The sequence below is a fragment of the Roseivirga spongicola genome (assembly GCF_034376045.1).
Classification (GTDB): Bacteria; Bacteroidota; Bacteroidia; order Cytophagales; family Cyclobacteriaceae; genus Roseivirga; species Roseivirga spongicola.
In genome coordinates, this window is sequence record NZ_CP139724.1 from 1,584,038 (window position 1) to 1,610,654 (window position 26,617).

At 41.5% G+C, this 26,617-nt stretch carries 13 protein-coding genes and 1 tRNA gene; 4 read left to right on the plus strand and 10 right to left on the minus strand.

What is annotated here, in order from left to right; translation table 11 throughout:
- Window positions 1-19: 19 nt before the first annotated feature.
- The 4 genes from T7867_RS06985 to T7867_RS07000 all read right to left on the minus strand — a co-directional run bounded on the left by T7867_RS06985 (window position 20) and on the right by T7867_RS07000 (window position 10,932).
- On the minus strand, window positions 20-6,976 hold the full coding sequence (locus T7867_RS06985; RefSeq protein WP_322300013.1) for a T9SS type A sorting domain-containing protein: 6,957 nt from the start codon (window positions 6,974-6,976) through the stop codon (window positions 20-22).
- 111 nt (window positions 6,977-7,087) lie between these two features.
- A complete protein-coding gene (locus tag T7867_RS06990; RefSeq protein ID WP_322300014.1) occupies window positions 7,088-8,251 on the minus strand; it encodes an AIR synthase related protein in 1,164 nt (387 codons plus the stop codon).
- Between the two features lie 80 nt (window positions 8,252-8,331).
- A complete protein-coding gene (locus T7867_RS06995; RefSeq protein WP_322300015.1) occupies window positions 8,332-10,395 on the minus strand; it encodes an OmpA family protein in 2,064 nt (687 codons plus the stop codon).
- 39 nt (window positions 10,396-10,434) lie between these two features.
- Complete coding sequence (locus T7867_RS07000; RefSeq protein WP_322300016.1) at window positions 10,435-10,932, minus strand: hypothetical protein; 498 nt, start codon at window positions 10,930-10,932, stop codon at window positions 10,435-10,437.
- A gap of 130 nt (window positions 10,933-11,062) precedes the next feature.
- Here T7867_RS07000 and T7867_RS07005 point away from each other — a divergent pair, with 130 nt between their 5' ends.
- Genes T7867_RS07005 through T7867_RS07015 form a run of 3 tightly spaced genes read left to right on the plus strand, consistent with a single transcriptional unit; the run spans window position 11,063 to window position 13,495 of the window.
- Entirely contained in the window at window positions 11,063-11,953 is an 891-nt protein-coding gene (locus tag T7867_RS07005) for an anti-sigma factor (protein ID WP_322300017.1), read from the plus strand.
- 5 nt (window positions 11,954-11,958) lie between these two features.
- Window positions 11,959-12,645 carry a DM13 domain-containing protein gene (locus T7867_RS07010; protein WP_322300018.1) on the plus strand — a complete coding sequence of 229 codons (687 nt, stop codon included), beginning with the start codon at window positions 11,959-11,961 and terminating at the stop codon, window positions 12,643-12,645.
- A 4-nt stretch (window positions 12,646-12,649) separates the two neighbouring features.
- A complete protein-coding gene (locus T7867_RS07015; protein ID WP_322300019.1) occupies window positions 12,650-13,495 on the plus strand; it encodes a hypothetical protein in 846 nt (281 codons plus the stop codon).
- A 131-nt stretch (window positions 13,496-13,626) separates the two neighbouring features.
- Here T7867_RS07015 and T7867_RS07020 read toward each other — a convergent pair whose 3' ends face one another.
- Together T7867_RS07020 and T7867_RS07025 are read right to left on the minus strand one after the other, a co-directional pair.
- On the minus strand, window positions 13,627-14,415 hold the full coding sequence (locus tag T7867_RS07020; protein ID WP_407691169.1) for a (Fe-S)-binding protein: 789 nt from the start codon (window positions 14,413-14,415) through the stop codon (window positions 13,627-13,629).
- Window positions 14,416-14,428: 13 nt separating this feature from the next.
- Window positions 14,429-15,757, minus strand: a complete 1,329-nt coding sequence (locus tag T7867_RS07025; protein ID WP_068217217.1) for a 4Fe-4S dicluster domain-containing protein — start codon at window positions 15,755-15,757, stop codon at window positions 14,429-14,431.
- A gap of 98 nt (window positions 15,758-15,855) precedes the next feature.
- Here T7867_RS07025 and T7867_RS07030 point away from each other — a divergent pair.
- Window positions 15,856-15,928 (plus strand) — tRNA-Phe (locus tag T7867_RS07030).
- 111 nt (window positions 15,929-16,039) lie between these two features.
- Here T7867_RS07030 and T7867_RS07035 read toward each other — a convergent pair.
- The 4 genes from T7867_RS07035 to T7867_RS07050 all read right to left on the minus strand — a co-directional run bounded on the left by T7867_RS07035 (window position 16,040) and on the right by T7867_RS07050 (window position 26,564).
- Window positions 16,040-16,837 carry a pseudouridine synthase gene (locus tag T7867_RS07035; RefSeq protein ID WP_068217220.1) on the minus strand — a complete coding sequence of 266 codons (798 nt, stop codon included), beginning with the start codon at window positions 16,835-16,837 and terminating at the stop codon, window positions 16,040-16,042.
- A gap of 39 nt (window positions 16,838-16,876) precedes the next feature.
- Window positions 16,877-17,464 (minus strand): SMC-Scp complex subunit ScpB, encoded by a 588-nt coding sequence (gene scpB / locus T7867_RS07040; RefSeq protein ID WP_068217228.1) that lies wholly within the window; start codon window positions 17,462-17,464, stop codon window positions 16,877-16,879.
- Complete coding sequence (locus T7867_RS07045) at window positions 17,464-17,850, minus strand: TraR/DksA family transcriptional regulator (protein ID WP_068217231.1); 387 nt, start codon at window positions 17,848-17,850, stop codon at window positions 17,464-17,466. Before T7867_RS07045 ends, scpB begins: the two co-directional genes overlap by 1 nt.
- A gap of 470 nt (window positions 17,851-18,320) precedes the next feature.
- Window positions 18,321-26,564 (minus strand): lamin tail domain-containing protein, encoded by an 8,244-nt coding sequence (locus T7867_RS07050; protein WP_068217233.1) that lies wholly within the window; start codon window positions 26,562-26,564, stop codon window positions 18,321-18,323.
- Window positions 26,565-26,617 lie beyond the last annotated feature (53 nt).

Genomic DNA, 26,617 nt, shown 5'->3' on the forward strand with positions numbered 1-26,617 from the left:
TAACAATTAGGTAAATCCCTTATTGAATAATTAGTTTCTTAGTTGTGCTGTAATTACCTGAGGCTAAGCGTAAAAAGTAAACTCCAGAAGAAATACCGTCTAGATTCAATGTACTCTTCATTTCAGAAGCGAGATTTTTTTGAATTACTAAGCGTCCTTCTCTGTCTATTAACATAAGCACTATTTGTTGGTTAAGCTCGACAGGAACTGAAATCTCATAGTTTAAAATACCTGTTGTGTTGGGGTTAGGGTAAATGTTAACGTCAAATTGGTTAGATTTTTCCACTGCAACTCCTTGAATATGAGAGTAACTAGCCGAACCGCTGAAGTCTGTTTGTTTGATTCGGTAATAGTATTTTCCTGAAGTTACTTCTGCGTCAGTAAATGAATATCGCTGTGTTTCGTTAGTTGTACCCGAGCCATTTAACTCTCCAATTTCAGTAAAGTCAGTTCCTCCAACACTTCTTTCAATACTGAACGTAGCATTGTTTATTTCAGAACTTGTAACCCAAGTGAGAACAACTTCTCCATTTAGGTGCCTTGCTTCAAAGCTTAGTAATTCAATGGGTAGGGCATCTACTTCTTCAGAACCAAGGGTGAAGTAAAAGCCTGTGGCTCCAGTAAAATTATGGGTGAAAGTTACAGTATTGTTTACTGCATCTATTGAAGTAGGAGATATTAAGGTATTGGCATCTGAAAAGTCTCCGTCTTCATCGACCATTAGCCTAACTAAGGTTAAATTATTGTCCCCCAATGGAGTGCCTGTAATATCATCAAGGTTAAAGGTTACAGATACTTCTCCAACAGTACCTGTTTCTTGGGCTTGCCATTCTCTGTTTAACCTACTGTTAATTCCACTTGGTCTTTCGCTATTATTCGGTGCTTCAATAGCTGCGTCATCATTACCCCAAATCAAGAAAGAGTCGTCATTTAGAAAAGAATCTATGCTAATGTCTACAATGGCATCATTGTTTTCGCTTTTTGAGTGCGTTTGGTTAAGGCAAGATAGGTCGTCTCTTCCGATTCCAGCTATATCGTTGAAGTAGGTAGCTCCTCTGGCTGAATAATCCCAAATAATACCACCGTCTGCGGCAACATAGTCGCCCTCTCTAATGGCTCCTGTAATGAGCTCATTGGTGGTAGCGTCATTATCATTGTCATTAGTTCTGGTAATGCCATATTTCAGTGCAAGGTAGGTTTCAACCTGAGCTAATTCTTGGTTGGTTAGTACTTCAGAGAAAACAATTACTTCAGCTATGTTGCCCTGAAATTGTGCTTCATTGTCATAGTCTTTTTGATTACCAATAGCCCATCGGTCTGGTTCATCTAGCGCAACGTTGTCCGAAGTTCCACTACCCACGTTCAATGAGTTTACATAAAGTTCTACTGCTCCAGAAGCGGCTTGCACTCTAGTTCCTGTAGCAATGTATGGCTCCCCGTTATTATAGGTGGTATTACTCCTTGCAGTGAAAGTATTGGTATTGGCTGCATTGAATACCACTTCTCCTCTGTAAACGCCTAAGCCATAGTCGTCTGAAGCGGTGTTGTCTTCCGCACCAATCAATGATGGGGTATTGTCAATCTGGTTGTTAGTACCTTGAAGTTGAGTGGTAGTAAACACTGCAACTAAAGACATATTACCATCGACCGTATTTGTGGAGGCTCCTGTTCTAAAATAAGAATTGTTAGTGGTGTTTTGGTCAGAGATGAAGAGTGCTGGGTTATAGTTTATTACATCGGTATTGTAAACTGGTTCAACAATTGCACCACCTCCGCCATTAGTTTCTGAGGCATTTCTACCAAATGTAGTCTGATCATTCCACTGTGAGGCGTCATCACCATCGGTGGCCAATGTTGTACCTGCATCCGAGAAAACCTCTTCATTTCCTTTTAGCCAAAGTGCTAAGTTTGTGTTCACTCCGCCAGGACCACATTGGGCAACTACGCCTAAGGTAAAGTATTCGCCATCAGCTAAGTCTATTCCAGAGAAGCTGAGTGTTGTGCCATTGAAGGTTGCGCCATCTATTAGTGTAGCTCCAGCCATTGTACCGCCAGAACCACTAGAAGCCACCATTAATCTAAAGTCTTCCGCATTGGTTCCATAACCAAGCCCTGCTAAATCGAATTGAATTTCGGTTTCTCCAACATTACCGGTGTCTTCCACACGCCAAACTCTTTCCATTCTCTCAGATATAGTAACTGGCACATCTACTGTTTCTGCAGTTGCTTGTGCTGTTGTAGCGTCATCGTGCCCCCAAATGAGAAATTCTTGATTGCCGTGAATATCTGAGTTTGAAGCATTGTCAGTTTCCACAGAGCCTAGCCCTATAGTCAAGATGCTTCCGTCTGTTGAACTCGTACTTTGCTTTTGGTTGAGACAAGCGGCATCATCTCTACCTATTCCTGCCATTCCGTTATGATAAGTTGCATTTCCGTTAGACTCATCCCAAATGATATTTCCATCAGAGTCTACTAAATCTCCTTCGGCTACTACACCAGAAATAGTTTCGTTAGTGGTAGCATCTCCATCGTTATCTTGAGGCAGGGTCAATCCGTATTTGATAGAAAAGTAGGAGTAGATTCTAAGCTTTTCTAAATCGGTAAGCGAGCTATTGTATACTAATACTTCGCTAATTGCTCCGTTGTAGTTACCTACGCTGGCTAAGTCTCCGATGTAGTTGGTTTGCGTTCCTGAAAGATCGGTAGTGTTGGCGTCTGTGTTTCTATTGAAATCATCTGAACGCAGTTCTTCAATGGTTCTGCCAGTTCCATCATAATCTGCGAAAAGTAAATATGGAGAGCTTGGGCTATCGAAAGCGTTTACTGTAACATCCATATCGTTACCCCAGTGTGCAATTGTAGCTACCGTGCTGCTTCTATAGCCGAAATGTAAATCTTGATTAGTGGTACCTCCAGTAGAGCCTAAAGCATAGTTAGTAGTCCCATCATTTCGTAAGCCAATGGCGAACATGCTGTATCTTCCTGTTCCACTTGTGGACTTAATTTCACTTAAATCGCCCAAAGAAAGTCTATCGTCTGTGCCATCAAAAGCTACTGTAGGTTGGAAGTTGATATTGTCGGTAGTATTGTTTCGGAATTGTGGGGCATTGCCATCTTGAGTTGCATCATTGCCAGCAGTTGATTGATCTGTCCAAGTGTTTAGTGCAGTCGCATCGGTGGTGGTTGAGGTGCCTAAATCAGGTCTCAACCATAGCACCATGCTAGGAGTAACTCCCCCTGGGGCACATAAATCTCTTGCTACTCCAAGGGTAAAGTATTGCCCATCGGCAAGATCGATATCGCTAAAGGTGAGCGTGCTACCATCAAAGGTTGCTCCAGTGAAGGTGCTACCATTTTCGAGTGATGTGTTATCACCTCCATTAGCTACAATGAGCTGAAAATCGGCAGCATTAGTGCTATACCCCAAGCCAGTAAGGTCAAAGGAAATGTCTGTTGAACCTACATCGCCAGTATCTTGAGCCCTCCAAATTCTAAGCATTCTTTCAGTAACTGTTCCCGGTGTTCCGTTTGTAGTTCTGGTTGCGTTGTCTGTGCTAGCTCCATCAGTTCCCCAAGTGAAGAAGTCTAAATCATCTTCAAAAGAGTTGGAGTTTGCGGCATTGGTAGAAGCTATTTCTCCCAAGCCAATGGTTAAAATAGTACCTGCGTTGCTAGATCTCGATTGTTTTTGCTCCAGGCAAGTGTCATCATCTCTGCCTATTCCGGCTATGTTGTTGGTAAATCCTGTGTCATCACTATAATCAAAAGTGATAGTGCTACCATCCGATGCTACGTAATCACCTTCTTGAATGGCACCCGAGATGGTTTCGTTGGTTGTGGCATCGGCATCATTGTCATTGGTAAGTGTAGTTCCATACTTAATGGCTAGGTAGCTCCTAATCTTCTGAGCGTCTATTGGAGTGATGTCTTCATTGTAGATAATCACTTCTTGCATGTCGCCAAAGAACCTTCTGCCAGTGTTGTTGTCAATGCCGTTTGTTTCTGATTGTCGGCCAATAGATACAGGTCCTTGGTTACTTCCATGAGTTGTTGCTTCACCAATCCCAGAGTCGTCAATATCAATATCTACTCCTGTGGAAGAGTTTGCTTGATATCCATCAACTAAGTAAGTTTTAGTATCTGCTGTGCCCGAGTTGGTGTTTATGTCTCCTTCAATAACAAAAGCACTAGAAGTAGGAGAGATGTTGAAGTTATTTTTACCATCGGCCACTATGTTACCTCTATCTCCATAAGCAGCGACACCGTAGGCGCTGTTGTTGTTGTTTCCAAAATTGACTACCCATTTGTTATTTCTATCACCTCCGGTAAGTGTGGCTTCTGGTTCAACAGTTGCAAATATGTGTGCTCCGCCTGTTGCTGCTGGGGCGAAAATGTAATTAGCGCCTAGGTTAAAGCCAATCTCGTTGGTACCAGCATTCCAATTTAAGCCTGGGTTAAAGTTCAAAGAGTTTTCTACCCAAGTAGGGTTTCTGTTCACATCTTCAACTGCATCGTAATCGTTTCTACTTTGGTCTCCCCAAGTTTCTACGGTTTGTCCATCGGTAGCGCTTGTGGTACCAGTGTTGTAGGTTTCAGCATCGGCCTTGAGCCATAGTGATAGCCCATCTTGAACGTTTCCAGGGGTACAAATAAAGAACTGAGTTCCTAGGGTAAAGTATTGTAAATCGGAGAGGTTCACGTCTTGGAAGGTTATAACATCTCCATTAAAAGTTCCACTAGTAAGAACAGTGGCACTAGAAAAGTCTGCTCCAGATGAGGCTCCGGCAACCAACAAAGAAAAGTCGTCTGGGTTAGTCCCTAATCCGAGCCCCGTTAGGTCGAAAGAGATATCCGTAACGCCCGTGGAGTTTTCTTCGGCCACACGCCATACTCTTTCTAGCCTTTCGTTAATCACATCTGGTTTTGTGGCTACTCTGCTTGGAGTTAAACTACCTGCGTCATTGCCCCAAATTAACCATGTGTCGTCAGTACCAATTGAGCTGTTTCTATCTACCTGAACGATGCTGCCATTATTTTCGCTTTGAGATGAAAGTTGAATAAACTCAGAATCATCGTCTCTACCTATTCCGGCAATGTCATTATTGTACTCTAAGAAGCCACCAGAGGCAGCACTAATGGTGGTGTTGAAAATGGTAACGCCTGCGGAGTTTACATAGTTTACTGGAGTACTTTGGTTGAGTGTTATGCCATATTTGATAGCCAAGTAGCTTTCGATTCTGTTTCGTTGACTGCTACTAAAACCAGCGGGTTCATTACAGTAAATGATTTCAGGAATACTGCCATAAAATGAGGCTGCAATTGCGGTTCCATCGTCATAAAGTGAGCTGCCAGCGGCATCACCAATTCCAATATTGTCGTTGTGTGTGTAGAGTAAACCTACGTTAGAGATGGTGCCAATTGATAAGCCGTTGAGGTATGCCCTCATTTGACCTGTAGAACTGCTATTTCCATCTAGCTCTACAGAAATGATATATTCGGTGTCGGTTGAAACACTAGAGGAAATGGCATTGAAAGTCCAAGGAGAGCCAGCTCCATCGGAAGCTTCATTCCAAGCACCAACATATACGTTACCATTTCTTACATAAACATTTAGCCCTCTAGTAGCACCACCTTGCTCATAGATTTGCTGCTTAGTATTTACATCGTCTCCAGTTCTGAAGGCGATATTGATACTTTTTTTCGAGTAAGAGGTGGCAGTGTTAAAATCTGAATTATTCGCAATTTGCAAGCCCGTTTCGGTAGCTGAAAGAAAGTCTATAGTCGGGTTGAAATTAATATCTTCTAAGGCGCTGGCTGAGCCGTCTCTGTATCTTGGGGATGTTGTTAAGGTTGTAGCATCATGGTCGCCAAGAAACTGATCTTGCCAATCGGTAACAGTACTATTGTCTGTGGCGGTAGTAACTCCAACATTTGCTTTAAGCCATGTATTTAAGGAGGCTTTGTAGCCACCAGGGCCGGTTGCTTTTCTGAGATTGTCATCACTAGCAACTGCAGTAGATATTCCAGCAATCAAGTCTAGGCCAGACCCTGAGCCTGTATTTCTTGGATAGTTAGAGTCGTCCGAAAAGTCTACCAAGTCACTACCCGTGGCGGTTACATCATCGGCAAAAATGGAATATCCATAAACTATCTCGTCTGCGGCTACCCCAAATTCTGTAAAGTTAACAGCGGTTCCATTTAAAACCTGGCTGCCCAAAATTGTCTGAGGTAATGGGTTTGAAGTAGCATCTTGCCGCCTCATAACAATAGAAGTATGATTTTGACCAAGGCTACCCCAGTCGCCATCGTTGTCTCTAATTCTGACAACTGTCGGGTAATATTCATCAGGATTGCCACTAGCGTCTAAGCTTTTAATGGCGGCTACTCGTATGTCGTCATTTCCGCCCCGTTCAACAATTGGAAATACTGCATTGGCAGGCGTAGACGTTACAACTCCAGAAAAGTAGATAACATCTACTCGCTCCACATTGGCAAAGTTGGTGGCATCATTCACCAAAATATTGTCATAACCAGCATTAGAAAGCCCGCTTATGTATAAGGCCTCTTCATTATCTTGCTGTTCTGGTTGAATATTAATTTCATCGGGATTAGGCCCTGTATCCGTACTGCCATATTCATAGAAGATGATTAACTGTCGGCCAGCATCTATTCTTTGAATAATTAGGGTATCAGGTAAAACGAAATTGTCATAAACAGTAGCGCCTAAAGTATAGCTGGTTATGAATTGGTTTCGGGTTTGTCCGTAGTTAACAGTGTAGCTGGTATTAGATGAAATTCCCCCACTGGCATCTGATGGAGAAGTAGCTACATAACTTGTAGTTGTAAGGCCCGCACTAACATTATTGAAGGTAGCCGAAGCTATAGGGGTTTGCCCCAAAGCGGTATTTTCTAGAAGCAGGAATGAGACAATTGTACATAGTAGTACTAGGTACTTCCTGGACACTTCGAGTAGCACTGTTAATTGTTTAGGTGGTCAACTAAAAAATTCTTATTAGCTGAGGCACTCAAAGATGCTAAACAAGGTGTTTAAATACAAGTAATCGCGTTTTAGACTATTTTCTACTTGTTAATATAGATGCTTACCAACCGAAGATTCAATCGTGAGCTTGGTTTCTTCTAATTTTTCTACCCTTCCTATGATTTTTGCATCTACATTGAAACTTTTACTAATGGAAATAATGTCGTTAGCGTACTTTTCGTCAATGTAGATTTCCATTCTGTGGCCCATGTTGAAAACTTTATACATTTCTTTCCAATCTGTACCGCTCTCTTGTTGAATCAACTTGAAAAGTGGAGGGATATCAAATAGATTATCTTTTACAATGTGAACATCATTTACGAAGTGAAGTACTTTGGTTTGGGCACCACCACTGCAGTGAATCATACCTCCAATTTGATTGCGGAACTGCTTGAGTATTTCAACAATAATTGGGGCATAAGTACGAGTAGGGGAGAGTACTAATTTTCCTGCATCGAGTGGAGAACCTTCAACAGAATCGGTAAGTTTTTTACTTCCGGAGTATACCAAGTCTTTCGGAACAGACGGGTCGAAACTTTCAGGGTATTTCTCTGCAATGGAGTGATGGAAAACATCGTGCCTTGCAGAGGTTAATCCGTTTGAACCCATGCCTCCATTGTATTCATCTTCATATGAAGCTTGGCCATAAGAAGCTAAACCAACTATTACCTGGCCAGGCTTAATTTTTTCATTGGTTATAACCTCTTCTCGCTTCATGCGGGCAGTTACTGTACTATCTACAATAATGGTTCTAACTAAATCACCAACATCTGCAGTTTCTCCACCAGTGCTGATAATGTTCACTCCATTATCTCTCAGCATTTGAAGAACCTCTTCTGTACCATTGATAATAGCAGAAATAACCTCTCCTGGAATCAGGTTTTTATTTCTACCAATGGTAGATGAAAGCAGAATATTCTGAGTAGCTCCAACACAAAGAAGGTCATCAATATTCATAATAATGGCATCTTGTGCTATGCCCTTCCAAACACTGAGGTCTCCAGTTTCTTTCCAATATAAATAGGCCAAAGAGGACTTTGTGCCAGCACCATCGGCATGCATAATGTTGCAAAACTCAGGGTCGCCAGCAATTAAGTCTGGAACAACTTTACAAAATGCATTAGGGAAAATGCCTTTATCTAAGTTTTTGATTGCATTGTGAACATCTTCTTTTGAGGCAGAAACGCCTCTTTGCATATACCGATCGCTCATATTGAAATGATTATTCGGCAAAAATAAGAAAGCCTTCTTAAAGGAAGGCTTTCTAGGGTTGATTACTTCAGAACTTGGTATTAGTTCTTGTTATATTCTGTAACCTTGAATTCGGTTCTTCTGTTTTGCTGATGTTGTTCTTCAGAGCATTCGTCTACTCGTTCGTTGGTACAACCATTAATCAATTGTGTCTCTCCATAGCCTTTGGCAATAAGCCTGTCTCTTTCAATGCCCTGAGAAGCTATGTAGTCTACAGCTGCCTGAGCCCTTCTTTGAGAAAGATTGAGGTTATAATCGTCTGGAGCCCGAGCATCTGTGTGTGAGCTCAGTTCTATGCTAATGTTCGGATTATCTTTTAATAACTGAACCAACTTGTCTAGCTCAACTGCCGCATCTGGTCTAATTTCAGCTTTATCTAAATCGTAATAGATATTGGGTACTACAATGGCTTTTTCTAAAATAATTGGCTCCAAAGCCATGTCTTCAGTGAAAACTTTTTCGGTAAACCTTTCTACTAAGTCTTCCTGTGGAATGCCTTCTCCAATAGTTGAGAATATTTTTCTGGTAGTGAAGAAATCTTGCTTTTCAGCAATGAGGAAATAATCTTTTTCTGGTTCTATAGGGAAACTATATGAGCCTCCTCTACTGCTCAATACATCATCGACTAGTTGCTCATTGGAGTCGAGCAGCTTTACCCTTACTTCACCAAGTATGGTTTGCGAACTGTCTTCTTCAATTTTATAAGTTGTTCCTTTTAAGGTATAGGTGATTTTTTTGAGATCTGCTGAGTTGTCTATAAACGAATAGAGGTCATCTCCGCCCGAGCCTCCAGGTCGGTTAGAGCTAAAGAAGCCCTCAAAGGGAAAGTCGCTATAGACCAAGCCAAAATCATCGGAACTTGAATTGAACGAAGGACCAAGGTTTTTGACAGTAACTACTCCACCGCTGTTTACCGCTTCAAATAGATCTAGCATTCCAAAACCTGCGTGACCGTTTGATGCAAAATAAAGCTTGTTATCTGGCGAAACGTAAGGAAAAACCTCATCTTCTGCTGTATTGATTTGAGGCCCCATGTTGGTTACATCTGCCCAGCGCCCTCTTTCATTTAAGGTAGCTCTGTAAATATCTGAACCTCCGTAACCACCTGGCCTGTCGGAAGCAAAATAGATAGTAATTCCCGCTTGGTTAAAAGTGGGAGAGGTATCCCAAGCCGATGGATTATTGATTGGCATTATTTGAGGGATAGACCATTCTCCATTGCGTTTGGTAGCAAAATAAAGGTCTACACTCCTTCTGGCCTTTTTGCCTTCAGGGTTTCCTTTGGCGAAAACAACTGTATTACCATCTGGAGAAAAGGCAATTGAGCCTTCATTTACATTGGCAGTATTGAAAAGCTCAGGAAGCTTGGTAATAGAGTTTTCATCTGGCTCTAATCCGTTCAAATCTACACTATATATGTCGCTGAAGGGCACATCGTATCTGTCGAACGTGGTTTCTTCTCGTGTGCTAACGAAGTATAATTTGTTGTTGAAGAAGAATGGGCTGTATTCAGACTGTTCAGAATTGATGCTTTCTAGCGGCTTTAAGTCAAGGTTTCTCACATTTAGGCTAATACTATCTAGCTTTTCCAGATTAGCCAGTTCCCGTTCTGCTCTTTCCTTATAAATTTCTAGCGATGCCATGCCTAGGTAATTGCTAAGCACTTCTTTGGCTTCATTGTATTTTTCTTCTGCTTTAAGGGCTTTGGCGTAATTCAACTCTAGTTCTTCACTGTTGTACCCAGCGGCTAAGGCTTTTTCATAATAAGGGGCTGAAGACCTAAGGTCTCCCAGTTTTCTGTAAGATTCGGCCGTGTAGTAGTTTATTTCAGGGGAATTAGGGTTTTCGGCCAGTAGTTCTTTAAACTCTTGAATAGCCTGAGTGTAGTTCTGGTCTTCGGCATATGCCTTCAGTTCTTTTGGGGTAGTTTCCTCAATTTCTTTCGAGAGCACGTCTGCCGCATTTTGTGGTGCCCCAAGAGAAGGGTTAGATGGTCTGTTGACATTCTTTGGTTCTTCTTGAACGCCTAAAAAGTTCTGCTTGGAGCTACAGGCACTGATAAGCCATAAGCTAATGAGCATTAAGACAAAACCGTTTTTCCTCATGGATTGTAAATTATGCCAATTTTTTTGAAAGCCTTCTTATTATACGCTTTTTGCCACAGCAAAGTATCTATTTAACCAACTTTCCTCTGGCTTTACGAGCCATTCAGAATTGAGTTGAGCCTTGGTCTGAATATTATTATTGAAGAAGAGTGTTTCACTAGTAAAGAAGCCTTCCGCTACCAGTGTTTTCATCTTATTCATTTCTACTAACACTATTTCACCTTCCTTGTTGAAGGCCAGCTTGGTTCTGTCGAATAATTCAACATCATGTTTTTTAGCTAACTCTTGTACAAAACGTGTCATGCTGTCTATGGAACAACCACTAGCCATATTAAAATCTTCATCAATGGCTATAATGAGAAAGTGATTATAAGCCACATGACAAGAGGCTTTTAGCTGAGAACCATGGGCGGCCCATTGCTGTAAAAAAGCGTCAGCTTCCTGCGTTATTTGTTCAGCTTTTCCAATTAATGATTGGCTAGATTGAAAAATCCAGATGCGCGATTTATCACTCAATTCGTCAAATATTGCTCTCATAATTAGGGTGTTCTGTTGAAATAACTCTCCAAATGTCGTTCGGTTGTCATTTGTAACCAATTCAATTGGACGATAATTCCATTAGCTCCGTTAGACTACTCCAATCAAATATCAACAAAACAAAACTCTGATGAAAAAGACCTTATTTTATTTCTTGCCTGCCCTGCTGCTTTTGGTGGTGGGCTGTAATGATGATGATGCTTCGGCTAGCTCTAACCTAACGCTCTCTATTCAAGGGTTAGAAGATTTAGGAAGTAGTGCAGCTTATGAAGGCTGGGTAATTGTGGATGGTGCACCTGTAAGCACTGGAGTATTTACCGTAAATGCTAGTGGAGAGATGTCAGAAACCAGCTTTAATGTAAACGCTGAAGATCTGGCAGCAGCTACAAAGTTTGTTCTTACTGTTGAACCTGTGCCAGATAATGACCCAGCTCCTTCCGACCAGAAATTACTCGCGGGAGATTTTAGCGCAACTTCAGCCAACTTGTCTACCGGAGTTGCTCCAGCCCTTGGTAGTTTTGATAATGCTAGTGGGATGCTCTTTTTGAGAACACCAACAGACGAAACGAACGGTAATAATGGCAATGATGAGAACGGGGTTTGGTTTGGAACTCCAGGGGCACCGCCTACGGCAGGGCTTAATCTGCCTACCTTACCCGTGGGTTGGGCCTATGAAGGTTGGGTTATTGGAGACGCTGGGCCTATATCTACAGGAACATTTACCGAGTTTGACACACAAGATGATAGTAATGTTTACAGTGGTACCGAAAACAATGTAGGTCCGCCAATTCCTGGAGAAGACTTTTTCAACAACGCCCCTGCAGGCGAGACATTTCCACTAGATGTAAGGGGTAGAACTGTTGTTATTTCAGTAGAACCAGTGCCCGATAATACTGAGGCGCCTTTTCTCTTGAAGCCACTAACGGCAGTAGTACCTACAGATGCCGCCACGGCTCCGGCTACTCATAGCTTTTCTTTCAATAGTGCTGGAGTACCAACAGGCACGGCTTCTAGAAACTAGAGACTATGAAAAGTTTTGAAAATACAAGGATAAAGCATGGCCTTTTGGGGTTCATGCTTTTATCTATTTCAAGCTGTATAGGTACAGATGTAGTAGATGTGGAGCTAGTAGATGAGAGGCTGGCCATAGACACTAGGCTTACTAGTCTGGCAGTAGGAGAGTCTTATCAGTTCATGGCCGATTACTTTAATAATATGGGTGAAGAAGAGATGGCTACCGTTAATTGGTCTTCTAGCAATGAGGGTGTCATTTCCATTAGTGCCGAAGGTTTAGCAGAGGCTCATATGTTGGGTGAAGCTACAATTACTGCAGAGTATTTAGGTGCAGAAGATATGGTTACCATATCCGCTAGTGATCAAACCGTGGAAATGACAGCAAGAACTGGCAGTTTCATGGGGGCGAATAATTACTCGGTGAATGGAGACTTTAATCTTTCAGAAGAGAACGGACAATTGCTACTCACTTTCGAGTCTAATTTTCAGGCAAGTACAGGTCTGGGTTTATTCATTTTCCTGTCTAACAGTCCAAATAGCGTTACAGGTGCGTTGGAAGTAGGTGCTATTCAAGCTAGCCGTGGAGAGCAAGTGTACCCAATCAGCTTGGCTAATGCTGGTTTGAATACTTACGATTACGTTTTGGTTTGGTGTAAGCCATTTGGAGTGCTATTTGGCCGAGGACGATTTGACAATTAAGACCATGAAGAAATCTACAATCATAATTCTATTGCTACTAACTACGCAGATGACCTGGGCTGGTGGTGGCTGGCCTATTCCCAAAGGAAAAGGCTATTTCAAGCTTAGCGAGTACTTCATCAGGTCTAATGGATATTTTGCTCCCAGTGGAGACGTAATAGACATAGCAACTGCAGGTATTTACATTACTAGTCTGTATGGAGAATATGGAATCACCGACCGGTTCGGAGTAATCGCCTATGTGCCGTTCTTTTCTAGGGCAACGCTAAACGAGCAAGTAGATAGAAATGGCAATGTATTGGCTCAGGGAGATGCCGTAAACTCTTTTGGTGACACAGATATTTCATTCAAATATGGGCTGATAACCAACAAGCCAATTGTTGTGAGTGCCACGCTAACTTTCGGATTGCCTTTTGGAAACGATCAAGGAGGTGAAACAGGAGTCCTGCAAACTGGTGATGGCGAGTTCAACACTATGATTGCTCTTGAAGCCAGTAGAGGTATTAATGATGGAAAAGGCTGGATTAATACTCTGGTAGGCTATAACAACCGTAGCAATAACTTCAGCGATGAATTCAGGTGGGGGTTGGAGATTGGCCATAAGTTTGGCAAAAAGTGGAGTGGAGGCATTAAGTTCTACAGTGTGAACTCATTGAATAATGGGAGCGACTTTGAGACGCCTTCCAATGGAATATTCTCCAATAATATTGAATATCTAAGTTTCACCCCTGAAGTGAATTACTTCATCAAGGAAAACCTAGGCATTTCAGCTTCAATCGGAGGGGCTCTTTCGGCCAAGAGGGTGTTGGCCAGTCCAGGTTATTCGCTGGGAGTATTTATGACTTTGTAAAAGAATAAGGCTGCCTCAAAAGCTAATGTTATTCTAGACTCCGTTCCGATATATGGGGGAGATTCCCAGTCAAGCTGGGAATGACGACAATAATAGCAATTGAAACAGCCTTATTTCCATTTAACTCAGGCTTAAAGCCCTTCGTTCTTTGCAATTAATTCTGCCAAGTCCATTACTTCTACAGAATCTTCTTTCTCTTTATTTTTCACACCATCGCGCATCATGGTCATACAGAAAGGGCAGGCTGCCGCAATAATATTAGCACCTGTAGCTAATGCATCTTCAGTACGCTCAATGTTTACTTCCTTATTACCTGGTTCAGCATCTTTGAACATTTGTGCGCCACCTGCACCACAGCAAAGACCCTTGGTGCGGCACCTTTTCATTTCAACTAACTCAGCATCTAAAGCCTGAAGTACTTCTCTAGGGGCTTCATAAATGTTATTGGCTCTACCTAAGTAGCATGAGTCGTGATAAGTAATTTTCTTGCCTTTGAACTCGCCACCACCTTTCATTTTCACTTTGCCTTCATTAATCAATTGTTGAAGAAAGGTAGAGTGGTGAATAACCTCATAGTTTCCACCTAGGTCTGGATATTCATTCTTAAGCGTGTTGAAGCAGTGTGGACAAGCCGTTACAATCTTCTTCACACCGTAGCCATCGAGCACCTGAATGTTGGCCATTGCCTGCATTTGAAAAAGGAATTCGTTTCCAGCTCTTCTTGCAGGGTCGCCAGTGCAGGTTTCTTCTTCGCCCAAAACAGCATAAGAGATGCCTACTTTTTCAAGAATTTTAATGAAGGCAATAGTTACCTTTTTATATCTGTCATCGAAAGAACCCGCACAGCCTACCCAAAAAAGAACTTCTGGGCTTTCGCCTTTTGCGGCCATTTCGGCCATAGTCGGAACACTTGTATTCATAGTACTCATCTTCTTACTTTTCTGCGTTTTTTAATTCATCAGCCCACTTAAATCTATCGGTAGGAGCAAATTTCCAAGGGGCAAAATTAGTCTCCACGTTTTGGAACATGCTATTCCAGCTGGCAGGAGAGCTAGACTCTTCCATGGCCGTGTATCTTCTCATTTGTAAAATGATTGAAAGCGGATCTATGTTTACTGGGCATGCTTCTACACAAGCATTACAGCTTGTACAGGCATTAATTTCTTCTTTGGTAATGTAATCACCCAAAAGAGATTTTCCATCTTCTAGTCCTTTTCCGCCTTTGGCAATGCTCGCTCCTACTTCTTCGGCACGATCTCTCGTATCCATCATTATTTTTCTAGGAGAAAGCTTTTTGCCTGTTTGGTTAGCTGGGCACTCAGAGGTACATCGGCCACACTCTGTACAAGAGTAGGCGTTCATAATGTTTACCCAGCTTAAGTCGTTTACATCTTTTGCTCCAAACCTACCTACTTCTGCAGGAGGGTTTTCAGCTCCTTCAACAGGCATACCAAGCATCATTTTTACCTCGTTAGTCACTACTGGCATATTCTCCATGTGGCCTTTTGCTTTGAGGTTAGAGTACCATGTATTAGGGAAAGCCATTCCGATATGTAAGTGCTTAGAGTAAGTTACATAAACCGCAAAGGCCAAAATACCTACAATGTGAAACCACCAAGCTGATCTTTCAATAGCGATAAGCGTTGAAGTGCTCATGCCTTCAAACAAGGGAGTAAGGAATGAACTGAAGAAAAACTTACCAGTTTGTGCATAGTGCTCATCGTTTCCTTGAATGAGCATGTCTGTAGCATTCATGGTAAGAATAGCGCACATAAGTACTATTTCAATCACTAGAATAAGGTTGGCATCTAGTGTTGGCCATTTCTTCATTTCAGCAGCATGGAATCGCTTAACTTTTAAAACGTTTCTTCTGATAAGGAATACTACGCAGGAAAAGAGTACGCCAACGGTTAGGAACTCAAACACGTTGATCAGCACTGTGTAGAAATCTCCCAATATAGGAGCGAAGATTCTGTGAGTGCCTGCCAAACCGTCAATTACAAACTCTAGTACTTCTAAGTTGATTACTAAGAAACCAACATAGATCAATAAGTGAAGAAAGGCCGGAATTATTCTCTTGAACATCTTTTTCTGACCGAAGGCTACAAGCCACATGGTCTTCCAGCGTTCAGGCTTATTGTCGTTTCGGTCTTCACTTTTTCCAAGGAAAATATTCTTTCTAATCTGAGTTATTCGCTTGTAGAGGAGCCATGAAGCTACCGCTAGAATTATTACGAATGCGAGTTGTGGCAAGTATTGCATCTTTAAGGTTCTTAAGGGGCGATTATAAACGAATTCTGAATTTATCGAAAATGTTTTGCACGGTTTAACTTTTTGTATACTTTTGTGCTCCCAATTCAGGTGCTGTAGCTCAGTTGGTAGAGCATCGGACTGAAAATCCGTGAGTCGGTGGTTCGAATCCACTCAGCACCACACCAAGAAGCCTCCTCGTGAGGCTTTTTTATTTGGGGTTGTTGAAATCGTTTGCACATGTATGCGAATATAAGAAAGGTAATAAAAAATAGTATGCATGCATACTATTTTTTATTTCAGGCCTCTAACTTCTTTTTCTGATAAAAACCTCCATTTACCTCTTGGAAGGTCTCTTTTGGTAAGGTTGGCAAATACAGTTCGGTCTAGTTTTTCTACTGTATAACCGAAGTGCTCGAAAATTCTTCTCACAATTCTGTTTCTGCCAATATGAATTTCTATGCCAATGGTTGTATTGTCTGAACCAATAAATGCCATGTCATCGATTTGCACAGGCCCATCTTCTAATTCAAAGCCTTCCATAATGGTCATAGAGTCATTCTTGGTGAGAGGCTTATCTAGCGTTACCTGATAAATCTTTTTCACATTGCTTGAAGGGTGCGTAAGCTTTTTAGCTACATCGCCATCGTTAGTGAATAATAGTAAGCCTGTAGTGGCTCTGTCTAGCCTGCCAACGGGGAATATTTGCTCATCGCAGGCATTTTTTACCAAGTCCATCACCGTTTTCCTTCCATCGGGGTCGGAGGTAGTGGTAATGAACCCTTTAGGCTTGTTGAGCAGAACATACACTAGCTTTTCTGGCTTAAGGGTTTTGCCTTGATATTTGACAACATCACTTGCCTGCACCTGATGGCCCATTTCGGTGACTACTTCTCCATTTACTCGTATTTCTCCTTTCTCAATAAGCTTATCTGCTTCTCTTCTTGAGCATACGCCAGAGTTGGCAATGTACTTATTGAGCCTCATAGGGAATGTATCCTTTTGAGAAGCTTTAGGTGCTTGGTAATCTGGAGTCTGATTTTTCTTTGTTTGGCCAGAGTGGCCTCTTGGTTTGAACGGTCTTTTACCCATAGTTTGCAGTATCACTACTGTATTTTTTGGGCAAGTTAGCTATTCTTCTTCGATAGTAGGTTGATCTTCTGGCTCACTATCGCCAATTTCATTTTCGGCTGTGGTAAAGTCTTTTGGTGTTGGCAGTTCTTTGAGATCGTTTATGCCGAAGTAGTCCATGAATTTTTCGGAAGTACCGTAGAGCATGGGCCTGCCAATAGCCTCAGATTTGCCCTTGATTTCCACTAGTTCTTTCTCTAAAAGTTTTTGGACGGTGTAATCGCAGTTAACACCTCTTATTTGTTCAATTTCAGATTTGGTAACTGGTTGCTTGTAAGCAATGATGGAAAGAGTTTCCATGGCAGAAGCAGAGAGCCTTCTCTTTGATTGCTGCTTTAACAATATGCCAATACTTGCCTGATAGGCTGGTTTAGTCAGAAACTGATAACCGCCCCCGCTTTTCACTACTTCAAAGGGAAATTCATCGGCACTATACTTTTCTTGAATGCCTGCTAAGCCCTTTTCAATATCTTCCAAAGGAATCTCTGCCTCAAACATTTCTGAGAGGCAGGATTGAATGTCTTCTATTTTGATGGCTTTAGGCGCGCAGAAAATTAAGGCTTCAATATGGTTGCCTAAAAAGTCCACTAATTTCTTTGCGACAGCTTGGCCTCAATAGAGTGCATGGTGTGTGGCACAGCCTTAAGCCTTTCTTTAGAAATAAGTTTGCCGGTATCTACACAGATACCATAGGTGCCATTTTTAATACGCACTAGAGCATTTTCTAGGTTGTTGATGAATTTCTGTTGACGGGCGGCAAGCTGGTTTAAGTTTTCCTTCTCAAGCGTGTCGGCACCATCTTCAAGCACTTTAGTAGTGTGGTTAGTAATATCATCTCCTGAGTCACCGCCTTTGGTAAGGCTCTTTTTAAGCTCAGTTAGTTCGTTTTTTGCCTTTTCAATCTTCTCTAAAATGAGCGCTTCAAATTCATTCAACTCACTTTCCGAATATCTCGTTTTTTCACTTTGGCTCATATGTTTGTGTTATAGGTTAGTCTTGAAAAATTTGCGCTAAAATAAAGCCACCTTGCTCAAATACAAAGAATAATGAAGTTTTTTGAAAACGAAATAACACCCTTTTTCATGTTAATGAAGGCGAAATATTATTCTGAAATATTCTGATTTTACCAGAGTTGGCAAAATTTGATGTAAATAAAAAAGGCTCGTTAAGAGCCTTTATGTTTTAGTAATTTGTATTGAGCAGTTCTAAACGTTTTGTTAACGCAGAAGACTCAATGTTTACATGGTATTTGAGCCGAATATAACGGGCAATTACCTCTAGTTTCCTACCACTTCTTGCGTAGCGGTCAATAGTCTGATTGATTAAACAGTTCATCTAGTTAAATCTTAGGTGGTCTCTTAGTTGAATTACAGGAATATAGTTAACAATGTTATAATATCCATAACATTAAGCTAACATTTATTTATATGTAAACTGCGTAAGACTAAAAGCGAGATGCAATGGCCACTTTTTCTCGAATGTAGCTTATTCGACCCTCTGAAGAGATCACTTCCATAATAATCATATAGTAACCCACTTTAGCTTTTCCTCCATCTTCTGTAGAACCATCCCAAGTGAAGAAGCCATCTGTCCCTACTATACTATTTTGAGTAACCCGTTTTACTACTCTACCTTCAGCATCAACTATTCTTATGTTTAGGGTATTTCCCGGATCATCAAAAGAATAGTTAACCGTAGTGAAGTTGGCAGCACCTGCTGCATCAGGAGCAAAAGTAGCAGGGTCTATTCTTATAGCTCCAGGTTGACTATCTGGATCTCTCGACTGTGAGTTGGCATAACCCGGTGTAGCTCCCCCTTCTGTAGAAGAAGCAGAAAACCAATTATTGCTATCATTTGACTCTCCGCTAAATAGTATACGTTCTAAAGAAACACCGTCAGTATCGTCTAAAAGTGAGGAGTGATAATCTTCACTGTATTCGAACTTGTCTATTTCTAAATTACTCAGATTGTAGATAAATACCGTTCCTTCGTCTGAAGGCAAGCTTGGCATAGAACTAATTTCTATAAATGCTGATTCAACGGCAGAAGGATATTGGGTTTTAATATTAGCGGCATCGTTGGTGATAACGAAATAACTATTGGGGTGAATGAACAGGTTATCTTCTGTTATTACTCGAGTATTTGTTTGGCCAGCAATTTTCCATCCTTTCAGGTTGATATATTTAGAAGAACTATTGTAGAACTCTACAAATCTATCGCCCCCACTTACTGGGTTAAATAATATCTCGTTGACTATGATGTCTTTTGCCTCTGCTGTACCAGCAATGATCAATATGGCGGATTTTCCAGAAGACTGTATCAGGTTACCAGTGCAGTCGGTTAGGTTGTTAACAGTAATAGTATACAGCGTGTTTTGCACTAAATCTGAAGCAGTTACCAAAGTAACCTTCCTTTTGGTTTCGTCTAACTGAGCCGAAATAAACGTAAGTCCATTATCTGCAGAGAAATTGTTTACACCTACGGTGGAAGGTTCTAGTCTTTCATTGAAGCTAAGCTCTATAATAGCATCGGTAACTGCAATGGCTTGTAAAACTGCAGGTCCACTTAGGTCTGGGTTGTCTCCATCGGCTGAATTGATTGTACCTGGGGTTCCACCATCTGCATTATCTGAGGCAATCCAGTTTGAAGCTTCTAAACACGGATAATCAGGATCGATTATTTCTAAAGAATAGCCGCCATTAGCTCTTAAATCGCTTCGGTACCATTCGTCTGTATAGTTGACGGAGTGAATTTCTAACGAATTAGGGGTGAATAGAGCGGATCGGTCTCCGCTGTTGTTTAAGCTTGGCCAGTTATTTACAGGTAAAACCTTACCGAAGCTACTCAGCTGATTGGCTGTTGAAGATGGCGCAAGAATTACATACTCTCCAGGCTCTATAACAAAGCTTGTCAACACAGTTGAAGTTGTAGCATCTGCCAGAATTACTCCATTTAAGTCTAGAATTTGAGAAGACACGTTTAAAACTTCCAGGTATTCTACTTCTGGTAAGCCTTGAGCAGGGGTAGGAGCCGCCATAATTTCGGTAATCACCAATTCACCAGGCGATGGAGTTGCTCCTCTCGAAAACTCAAGTGTTTCTTCAGGCAGAGTATTTCCTGCACAATCACTCAGGTTGCGGATGGTTAGGTTATAAAGTTCTCCACTAGTAAAAGCGTTACTCAGCGTAATCCTGATTTTTTTACCGAAAGCTGCCGTTTGTGTGATAGAGCTGATAGACAAGGAGCCACTAAATGAGAAGTTATTGGCGACTAAAGTGGCAACATTCATAGATTCACTAAACTCTATTTCTAATACCGTACTTGAAATCACTGTGAAGTTTTGAATGGAGGGGGCTGCTAGGTCTGGAGAATTATCGAAAACGGAGTTTTGAGCTCCAGGTGTTCCACCAACGGAGCTTGTTGTTGCTGTCCAGTTCGCATCATCATAACAAGCAGGACTCAGGTTGATCATTTCAATGCTAAATCCACCATCATCTTTAGTCTCGTCATTGTAGAATGAGCGGTCGTAGGCTACCTCAAATACTAACTCGTCATCTGCATTCTCTAGAGTTACCGTGTCGGTAATGGTTAAAGTTGGGAATGAATTAACGCCTACTGCATTGCCATACGCACTCAGTTCAGAAACTCCATTAGTTGTGGTAACGATTAGGTACTCTTCAGGAGATAAGTTAAATGAAGGTAAAGGAAATGCTGCGTTTCCATCTTTGATCACCAACTGACTCATGTCCAAAATCTCATTTGAGTTATTATAGATTTCGAAGTACTCTCTTTCTGGTAAGCCATTGCTTGGAGCTGGCGAAGCCATAATTTCCGTGATCAAGATCTCATTGGCTTGTGGGGTATCTCCTAAAGAGAATTCAAGCGTTGTGTCTGGTAATAGATTGCCAGAACAGTCAGTGATATTAGAAAGGGTGACAGAGTGCAAAATACCTTTCGCAAAATCTGAATCTAGATTGAGAAGGAGAGATGTGCCGAAGTTATCTTGAATATCGACTGAAGAAATGGTTAGCCCACTGCTTAGGCTGAAGTTGGCCGGAATCAGTGTTCCCAAGGCCATTGACTCGTTAAAAGTAACTTCCAACTGCATTTGGGTATTCACAGCCAAAGAAGGCAGTTGAGGAGCTGTTGTGTCAGCGCTATCATCATAGACTGAGTTTTGAGCTCCTGGAGTTCCACCATCACTATCGTTCGAGGCTGTCCAGTTAGAATTGTCATAACAACCTGGATTAAGGTTGATCATTTCAATGCTGTAACCTCCATTGTCTTTCGCATCATCTTGGAAGAACGAATTATCAAAGTCTACGGAGAAGATAATGGTGTTTGAAGGCGTGCTCAGCGTAACAATATCATCAGAAGACAAGGTCGGGAAGGCGTTAACCACTAGTACATTTCCATATGCTTGTAATGATGCAGCTGCCGAACTGGAAGCCAGAATTAGATATTCACCAGGAGCTAAATCATATTCACTTAGGGTAGTGGTAGAATTGTTATCAGTGAGCTTTAATCCATTGAGCGATAGAATTTCTGAAGAGTTATTGTAGATCTCAACATATTCTCTTTCTGGTAAGCCATTGCTAGGCGCTGGAGAGGCCATTATTTCCGTAATCAACAGCTCGTTGGCTTCAGGAATGGCACCTGAAACAAAGTTGGTTGTAGTATTCAGCATGTTGCCAGAACAATCTGCCACATTCGAAACGGTTAGCGTCTGAATTGTACCTAAAGCAAACTCAGAAGAAAGTGTAAGTGTGATGTCGGTTCCGAAAGCATCATTAACAGTGACAGCACTTACCGTCTCAGTTCCTGAAGTAGTGAAGTTTGCTATGAGTAAAGTGGAAACATCTATGGCCTCAGAAAACAGAAGTCTGAGCTGTGAATTTGAAATTACTTCTATGGAAGATAAGAGTGGCGCAGTGACATCGGGAGAAGTATTGTACACTGAGTTTTGAGTTCCTGGAGTTCCCCCATCTGCATTCGTGGAGGCCGCATAATTAGTTACATCAAAACAGGGTTTATCAGGGTTTATCAGCTCTATGGTGAAACCTCCATTCTGCTTGGTTTCATCATTGTAGTGGGCCTTACTATACAGAAGGGAGTCTAATGTGTTTTGATTTCTATCTAGTAGAATAAGTGTTTCACCAGTATTAGAGAGAGAAGGGAAATTGCTTAAGCCCATGGCATTTCCATAGTCTTTGAACTCAAATCGACCACCTTGATTGGAAAGTGTGATATAGGCATTGGCCTGTAAGACGAAACTTGTTAAGTAAGCCGTATCTCTTTTGTCAGTGATGGCAAAGTCTCTCAGCTCAATAGCATCTGAGCTTTGATTATAAATTTCGATGAACTCATAGTTTGGAATACCCGCATTTAGTTCGTTATCGAAGTAAACCTCATTGATTACTAAATCTCTAAAGCTTGGGACAACAGGACTTTCAAAAGTGAAATCGAAGGTTGCTGCATTAATTGCTTTCCCTTGTAGGTCTTCAACCCGGTCAACCGTGAGGGTGTAATTGGTCGCATCAAATAGACTACTGCTGAAAACCAGTGTGGCGGTTGTGGCATCTGTAGAAAGCTCAATCGCTGATGGCTGACCTGCACCATTGTTTAAGTTATAATGATTTAAACTAGTTGCCGTTGCCCTGTCTAAAGGTTCATTGAAGACTACTTCAATTTCATTGTTGTAAGTAGAATTTACAGCGGTAATGGTAGGGGCAGTTACATCATAATCGATGGTATTGCGGCTTCTAGGAACAACATCTCCATATATATCAAGCAGGTTAGCTACAACAAGCTCATAAGTTTCAGATTCAGTCAAAGCTTGGTCAAAGAACAGAGTTACGAGGCTTGGGTCTGTGCCATTTAAAACTGCTGTAAGTGGGTTGCCAATTGCTCTGTCTAACTCATAGTTTGCTGTGGTTTCAGCAAGCATTTCATCCAATTCCACTTCAAAATCAATTTCAAGGGTATTGGCATTTATTAGAGTGATTTGATTGATAAGATCGCTGTACGTGAAATCATAGGTTACCGGTTCGAGAATGTTACCATCTAGGTCTTCCAAGTTGTCAACCACCATTCGGTAATTTTCACCTTCAGTTAGCCTCACAGTGAGTAGAATGTTTACAATAGATTGATCGGCCTGACTTTGAGCTAGGCTGAAAGGGCCAACTCCACTATCAAAGCCATAATTCTCAATTTCTTCTGCCGAAGCCTGAGTCAATTCTTTAGTGAATTGAATTTGGAGACTAGTGTCAGAGGTAACAATGAACCTTCCAAACTCGGGAAGTTGGCTAGAGAATGTTGCGGTTAGGTTAACAATCAGGTCGTTTTCAAAGAGGTCAGTTACGTTGCTTATCGTAAGCGTATTGACAGCGAAGTTGCCTAGATCGGTAAAAGTGAGTTCAACAATGTGGGTGTTTTTTTCCGTTCTAACTGCCTGAAGAGGTCTGCCAATTCCATTGTTTACAGAGTAGTTGTTTACGTTTTCTGCAATTTCTTGAACCACCTCTTCTGAGAATTGCACTGCTAAAACGGTTGGGCTTAGAAGTTCAACTCCCACTAGCCTTGGTGGAAGTCTATCGTAAGTGAAGTCATAGTTTCTATTGGCGGAAATAGCATTGCCAGAAAGGTCTTCAATGGCAGTAAGTGTTAGTCTGTTTTCCACTTCCTGTTCAAAGTTGACTGAAAAATTAAGGATGACCGAGGTTTTATCTGCCTGAAGAATTGCCTGAGCTGGAGTGCCTATTGAGTTATTTGCCGTGTAGTTGTTGATGGCTTCGGCACTAGTCTCATCCAAGATTTCATCGAAATAAATGCGAAGTGTGTTTTCATCCACAACTACGACAGAATCCACATCTGGGTCATCTGTATCATAAGTGAAGTCGGTATTTAATGCCTGAAGATAGTTTAGAGAGGCATCCTGAATGTTTTCAAACTGAATTTCTATAGTTGAATTTTCAGGGAATTCTGAACCAAAGACCAAGTGAACTAATTTGGCATTCGAACCATCAACTGCTGCAGTAACTGGGTTGCCTAATCCATCATCCGCTACATAGTTAGCTACTATTTCAGCACTAGTTTCGTCTAAATCTTCATCGAAATAGATGTCGAGCAATTGACTAGAAATGACAATGATAGTATCTAGCTGATTTTGAAAACCGAAGTTTTCAGTACTCAATGCAATGGTGTTTCCAAGCGTGTCAGTCAGGTTCTGATATGTTAGACTGTAGACTGAACCTTCAGTAAGTTCACTGGCTAGCTCAAGTGTAATTCGGTTTCGAACCTCAGAATTTAAGGTGGCTCTATCTGGGTTTCCAATTCCTGAGTTAATGCTGAAGTTGCTTTCAGTTTCTGCCAGTGTTTCCTGCACTTCTTCATCAAAAATTAGATCGATGTGGTCTGGAGTTTTATAAACCAGCCTTTGTAAAACAGGAGCCTCATCATCAAATAAGAAGTCTATTGAGTTGTTATCTATACTATTACCGGCACAGTCTGTCAGTCCAGTTATGGTTAAAGTGTAGATAGTCCCTGAAGTCATTGCAGGGTTCAGCGTCAAAGTGATGCTTCTTCCGTAAGGGAGGTTCAGGTTGGAATTAGTGACGCTTACTCCATTGCTCAGGCTAAAGTTGGCTCCTGCAAGGCTTCCTTCATCAATGATCTCATCGAACACCACAATGATTTCGGAATCTGTATTGATATTGACAGCCGTAATATTCGGTCCGATAATATCTGGAGAGTTGTCATACACCGAGTTTTGTGTTCCTGGTGTACCGCCTTGCGCGTTTGAAGAAGCTATCCAGTTATTATTGTCACTACAAACCAATTCAGGGTTGATTTGCTCAAGCGTCCAACCACCATCAGCTTTGTCTTCATCTTGATACCAAGTGAGGTCATAGGTTAAACTATCTACTTGGTTGCCTAAGTTATCAAACAAAACCAGTTGCTCCCCTCCATTAGTCAGGCTGTTCCAAGATGAGACAGCCACCACATCACCAAAAGACTGATAAGTAGCCACATTTGAGGCTGAGGTTAGAATTACGTATGATCCTCCGTTCAGTACAAAATCACCAATTGTTCCGCCTGAAAGCTCAAAACCCGTTAAGTCGATTGCTTCGGAAGTAGTATTGAAAAGCTCCACAAACTCTTCAGAACTTCCGTTTGGTAGCACCAGCGGATTTGGTTCATTGCTACCCGAAGGGTCTGCCAAAAGTTCGTTGATTACTATCTGTCTGGGAGAAGTGGCTTGCTCAAATCGTGCATCAGCAGTGAGGTTTGAAGCTATAGCGTTGTCGCTGGTGTTCGAAACATTGTTGATGCTTATTTCATAGGTGTTATTCACGAAAGCTTGGCCAACGGTTAGAGTAACAATTGAAGCGTCAACTCCGCTTTGTACTGCAGATGACGGGTTTCCCCGGCCAAAATTGATGGTATAGTTAGATTCATTTTCTGCGGAAGTGGTTTCTAAATCCTGATTGAAATCTAATTCAATTGTGGTGGCAGATGTGACAGTTACATTTTCAAGCGATAAAGGGAGGTAACTGAAGTTATCTGTGAGATTTACAGCTGAAGTCAAGGTCGACTCATCAGTGACATTATTCACGGTTAACTCAAATGAGTTGTCACCAAAGTCAGAAGCAAAGGTTAGCGTAACCTGATCATTGTTTGTAACACTGCGGGTTGCAGTAGTCGGGTTTCCGATAGCGTTATCAACGGAGTAGTTTCCAACAGTTTCTGCTGCCACTTCTTCGAGGTTCAAATTGAAATCAACCAATAGGGTATTCTTGTTTTGAACCGTTATGCCCTCAATGGACAGTGGTTCTATATAGTTGAAGCTTTCTTGAAGGTTTACCGCAGAGCTTGTACTGCCTGTATTGCTAACACCATTCACCGTAAGCTGGTAGTTATTATTCGGCATGGTGGAGGTGGTGAGCGTTACCTCATTGCTGGCAGTTCTATTGGCAGATGAAATGGTAATTCCATTGTCGATAGCATAATTGTTTGTGGTTTCAGCTGATACCTGATCTACATCTTGATTGAACGTAACAACCACAGTGTTGGCATTATTGGCAACAACAGAATTCAAAGCCAAAGGAAGAACTTGTTCTTCAATTGAAAAGTCGTCCATTACTAGTTCTGCTGCAGACCCACTTCCATCACCTCTTGCAGCCGTAAGCTTTACGATAACATTTGACTCACCACTTGCATCTGAAGGAAGCTCATATTCATACTGGGTGTAGGAAGTTGTGCTGTTGTTTGGGAAAGTTGTTTCATCTCCAATCGCTACATTATCCAGAAAGTTATTGCCACCATCAATTGAAGTAGCAAAACTTACCAACACTGGCCTAGTAGAAGTACCACTGCCATTTTGTTTGGAATAGGCGTAGAATGTGAGCTTAGGATTATTAATCCCTGTTAAGTCAAGTGATATAAGTATTTCGCCAGAGAAGGAAGAAATTGGAATTATATTAATGGATGATGAGCCCGTTCTGGCGTCCGTGCCTTGATAAATTCTGTTGGTGGTTGCCACTTCATTGGCAGTCCAATTGGTAATGAACTCCACGTTGTTTCCTGTGGTAAATGCTGCTTCGAATCCTTGGGTATAAGGAAAGCTATTGACTTGGCCTGCGAGATACTGCGTGCAGAGAAAAAATATCAGGAGAAAAGTATTCCTCATTTATTGTGCTCAGGTATACTAATGTAGTAAATTTGGTGCGTTTTTCAGCTTTA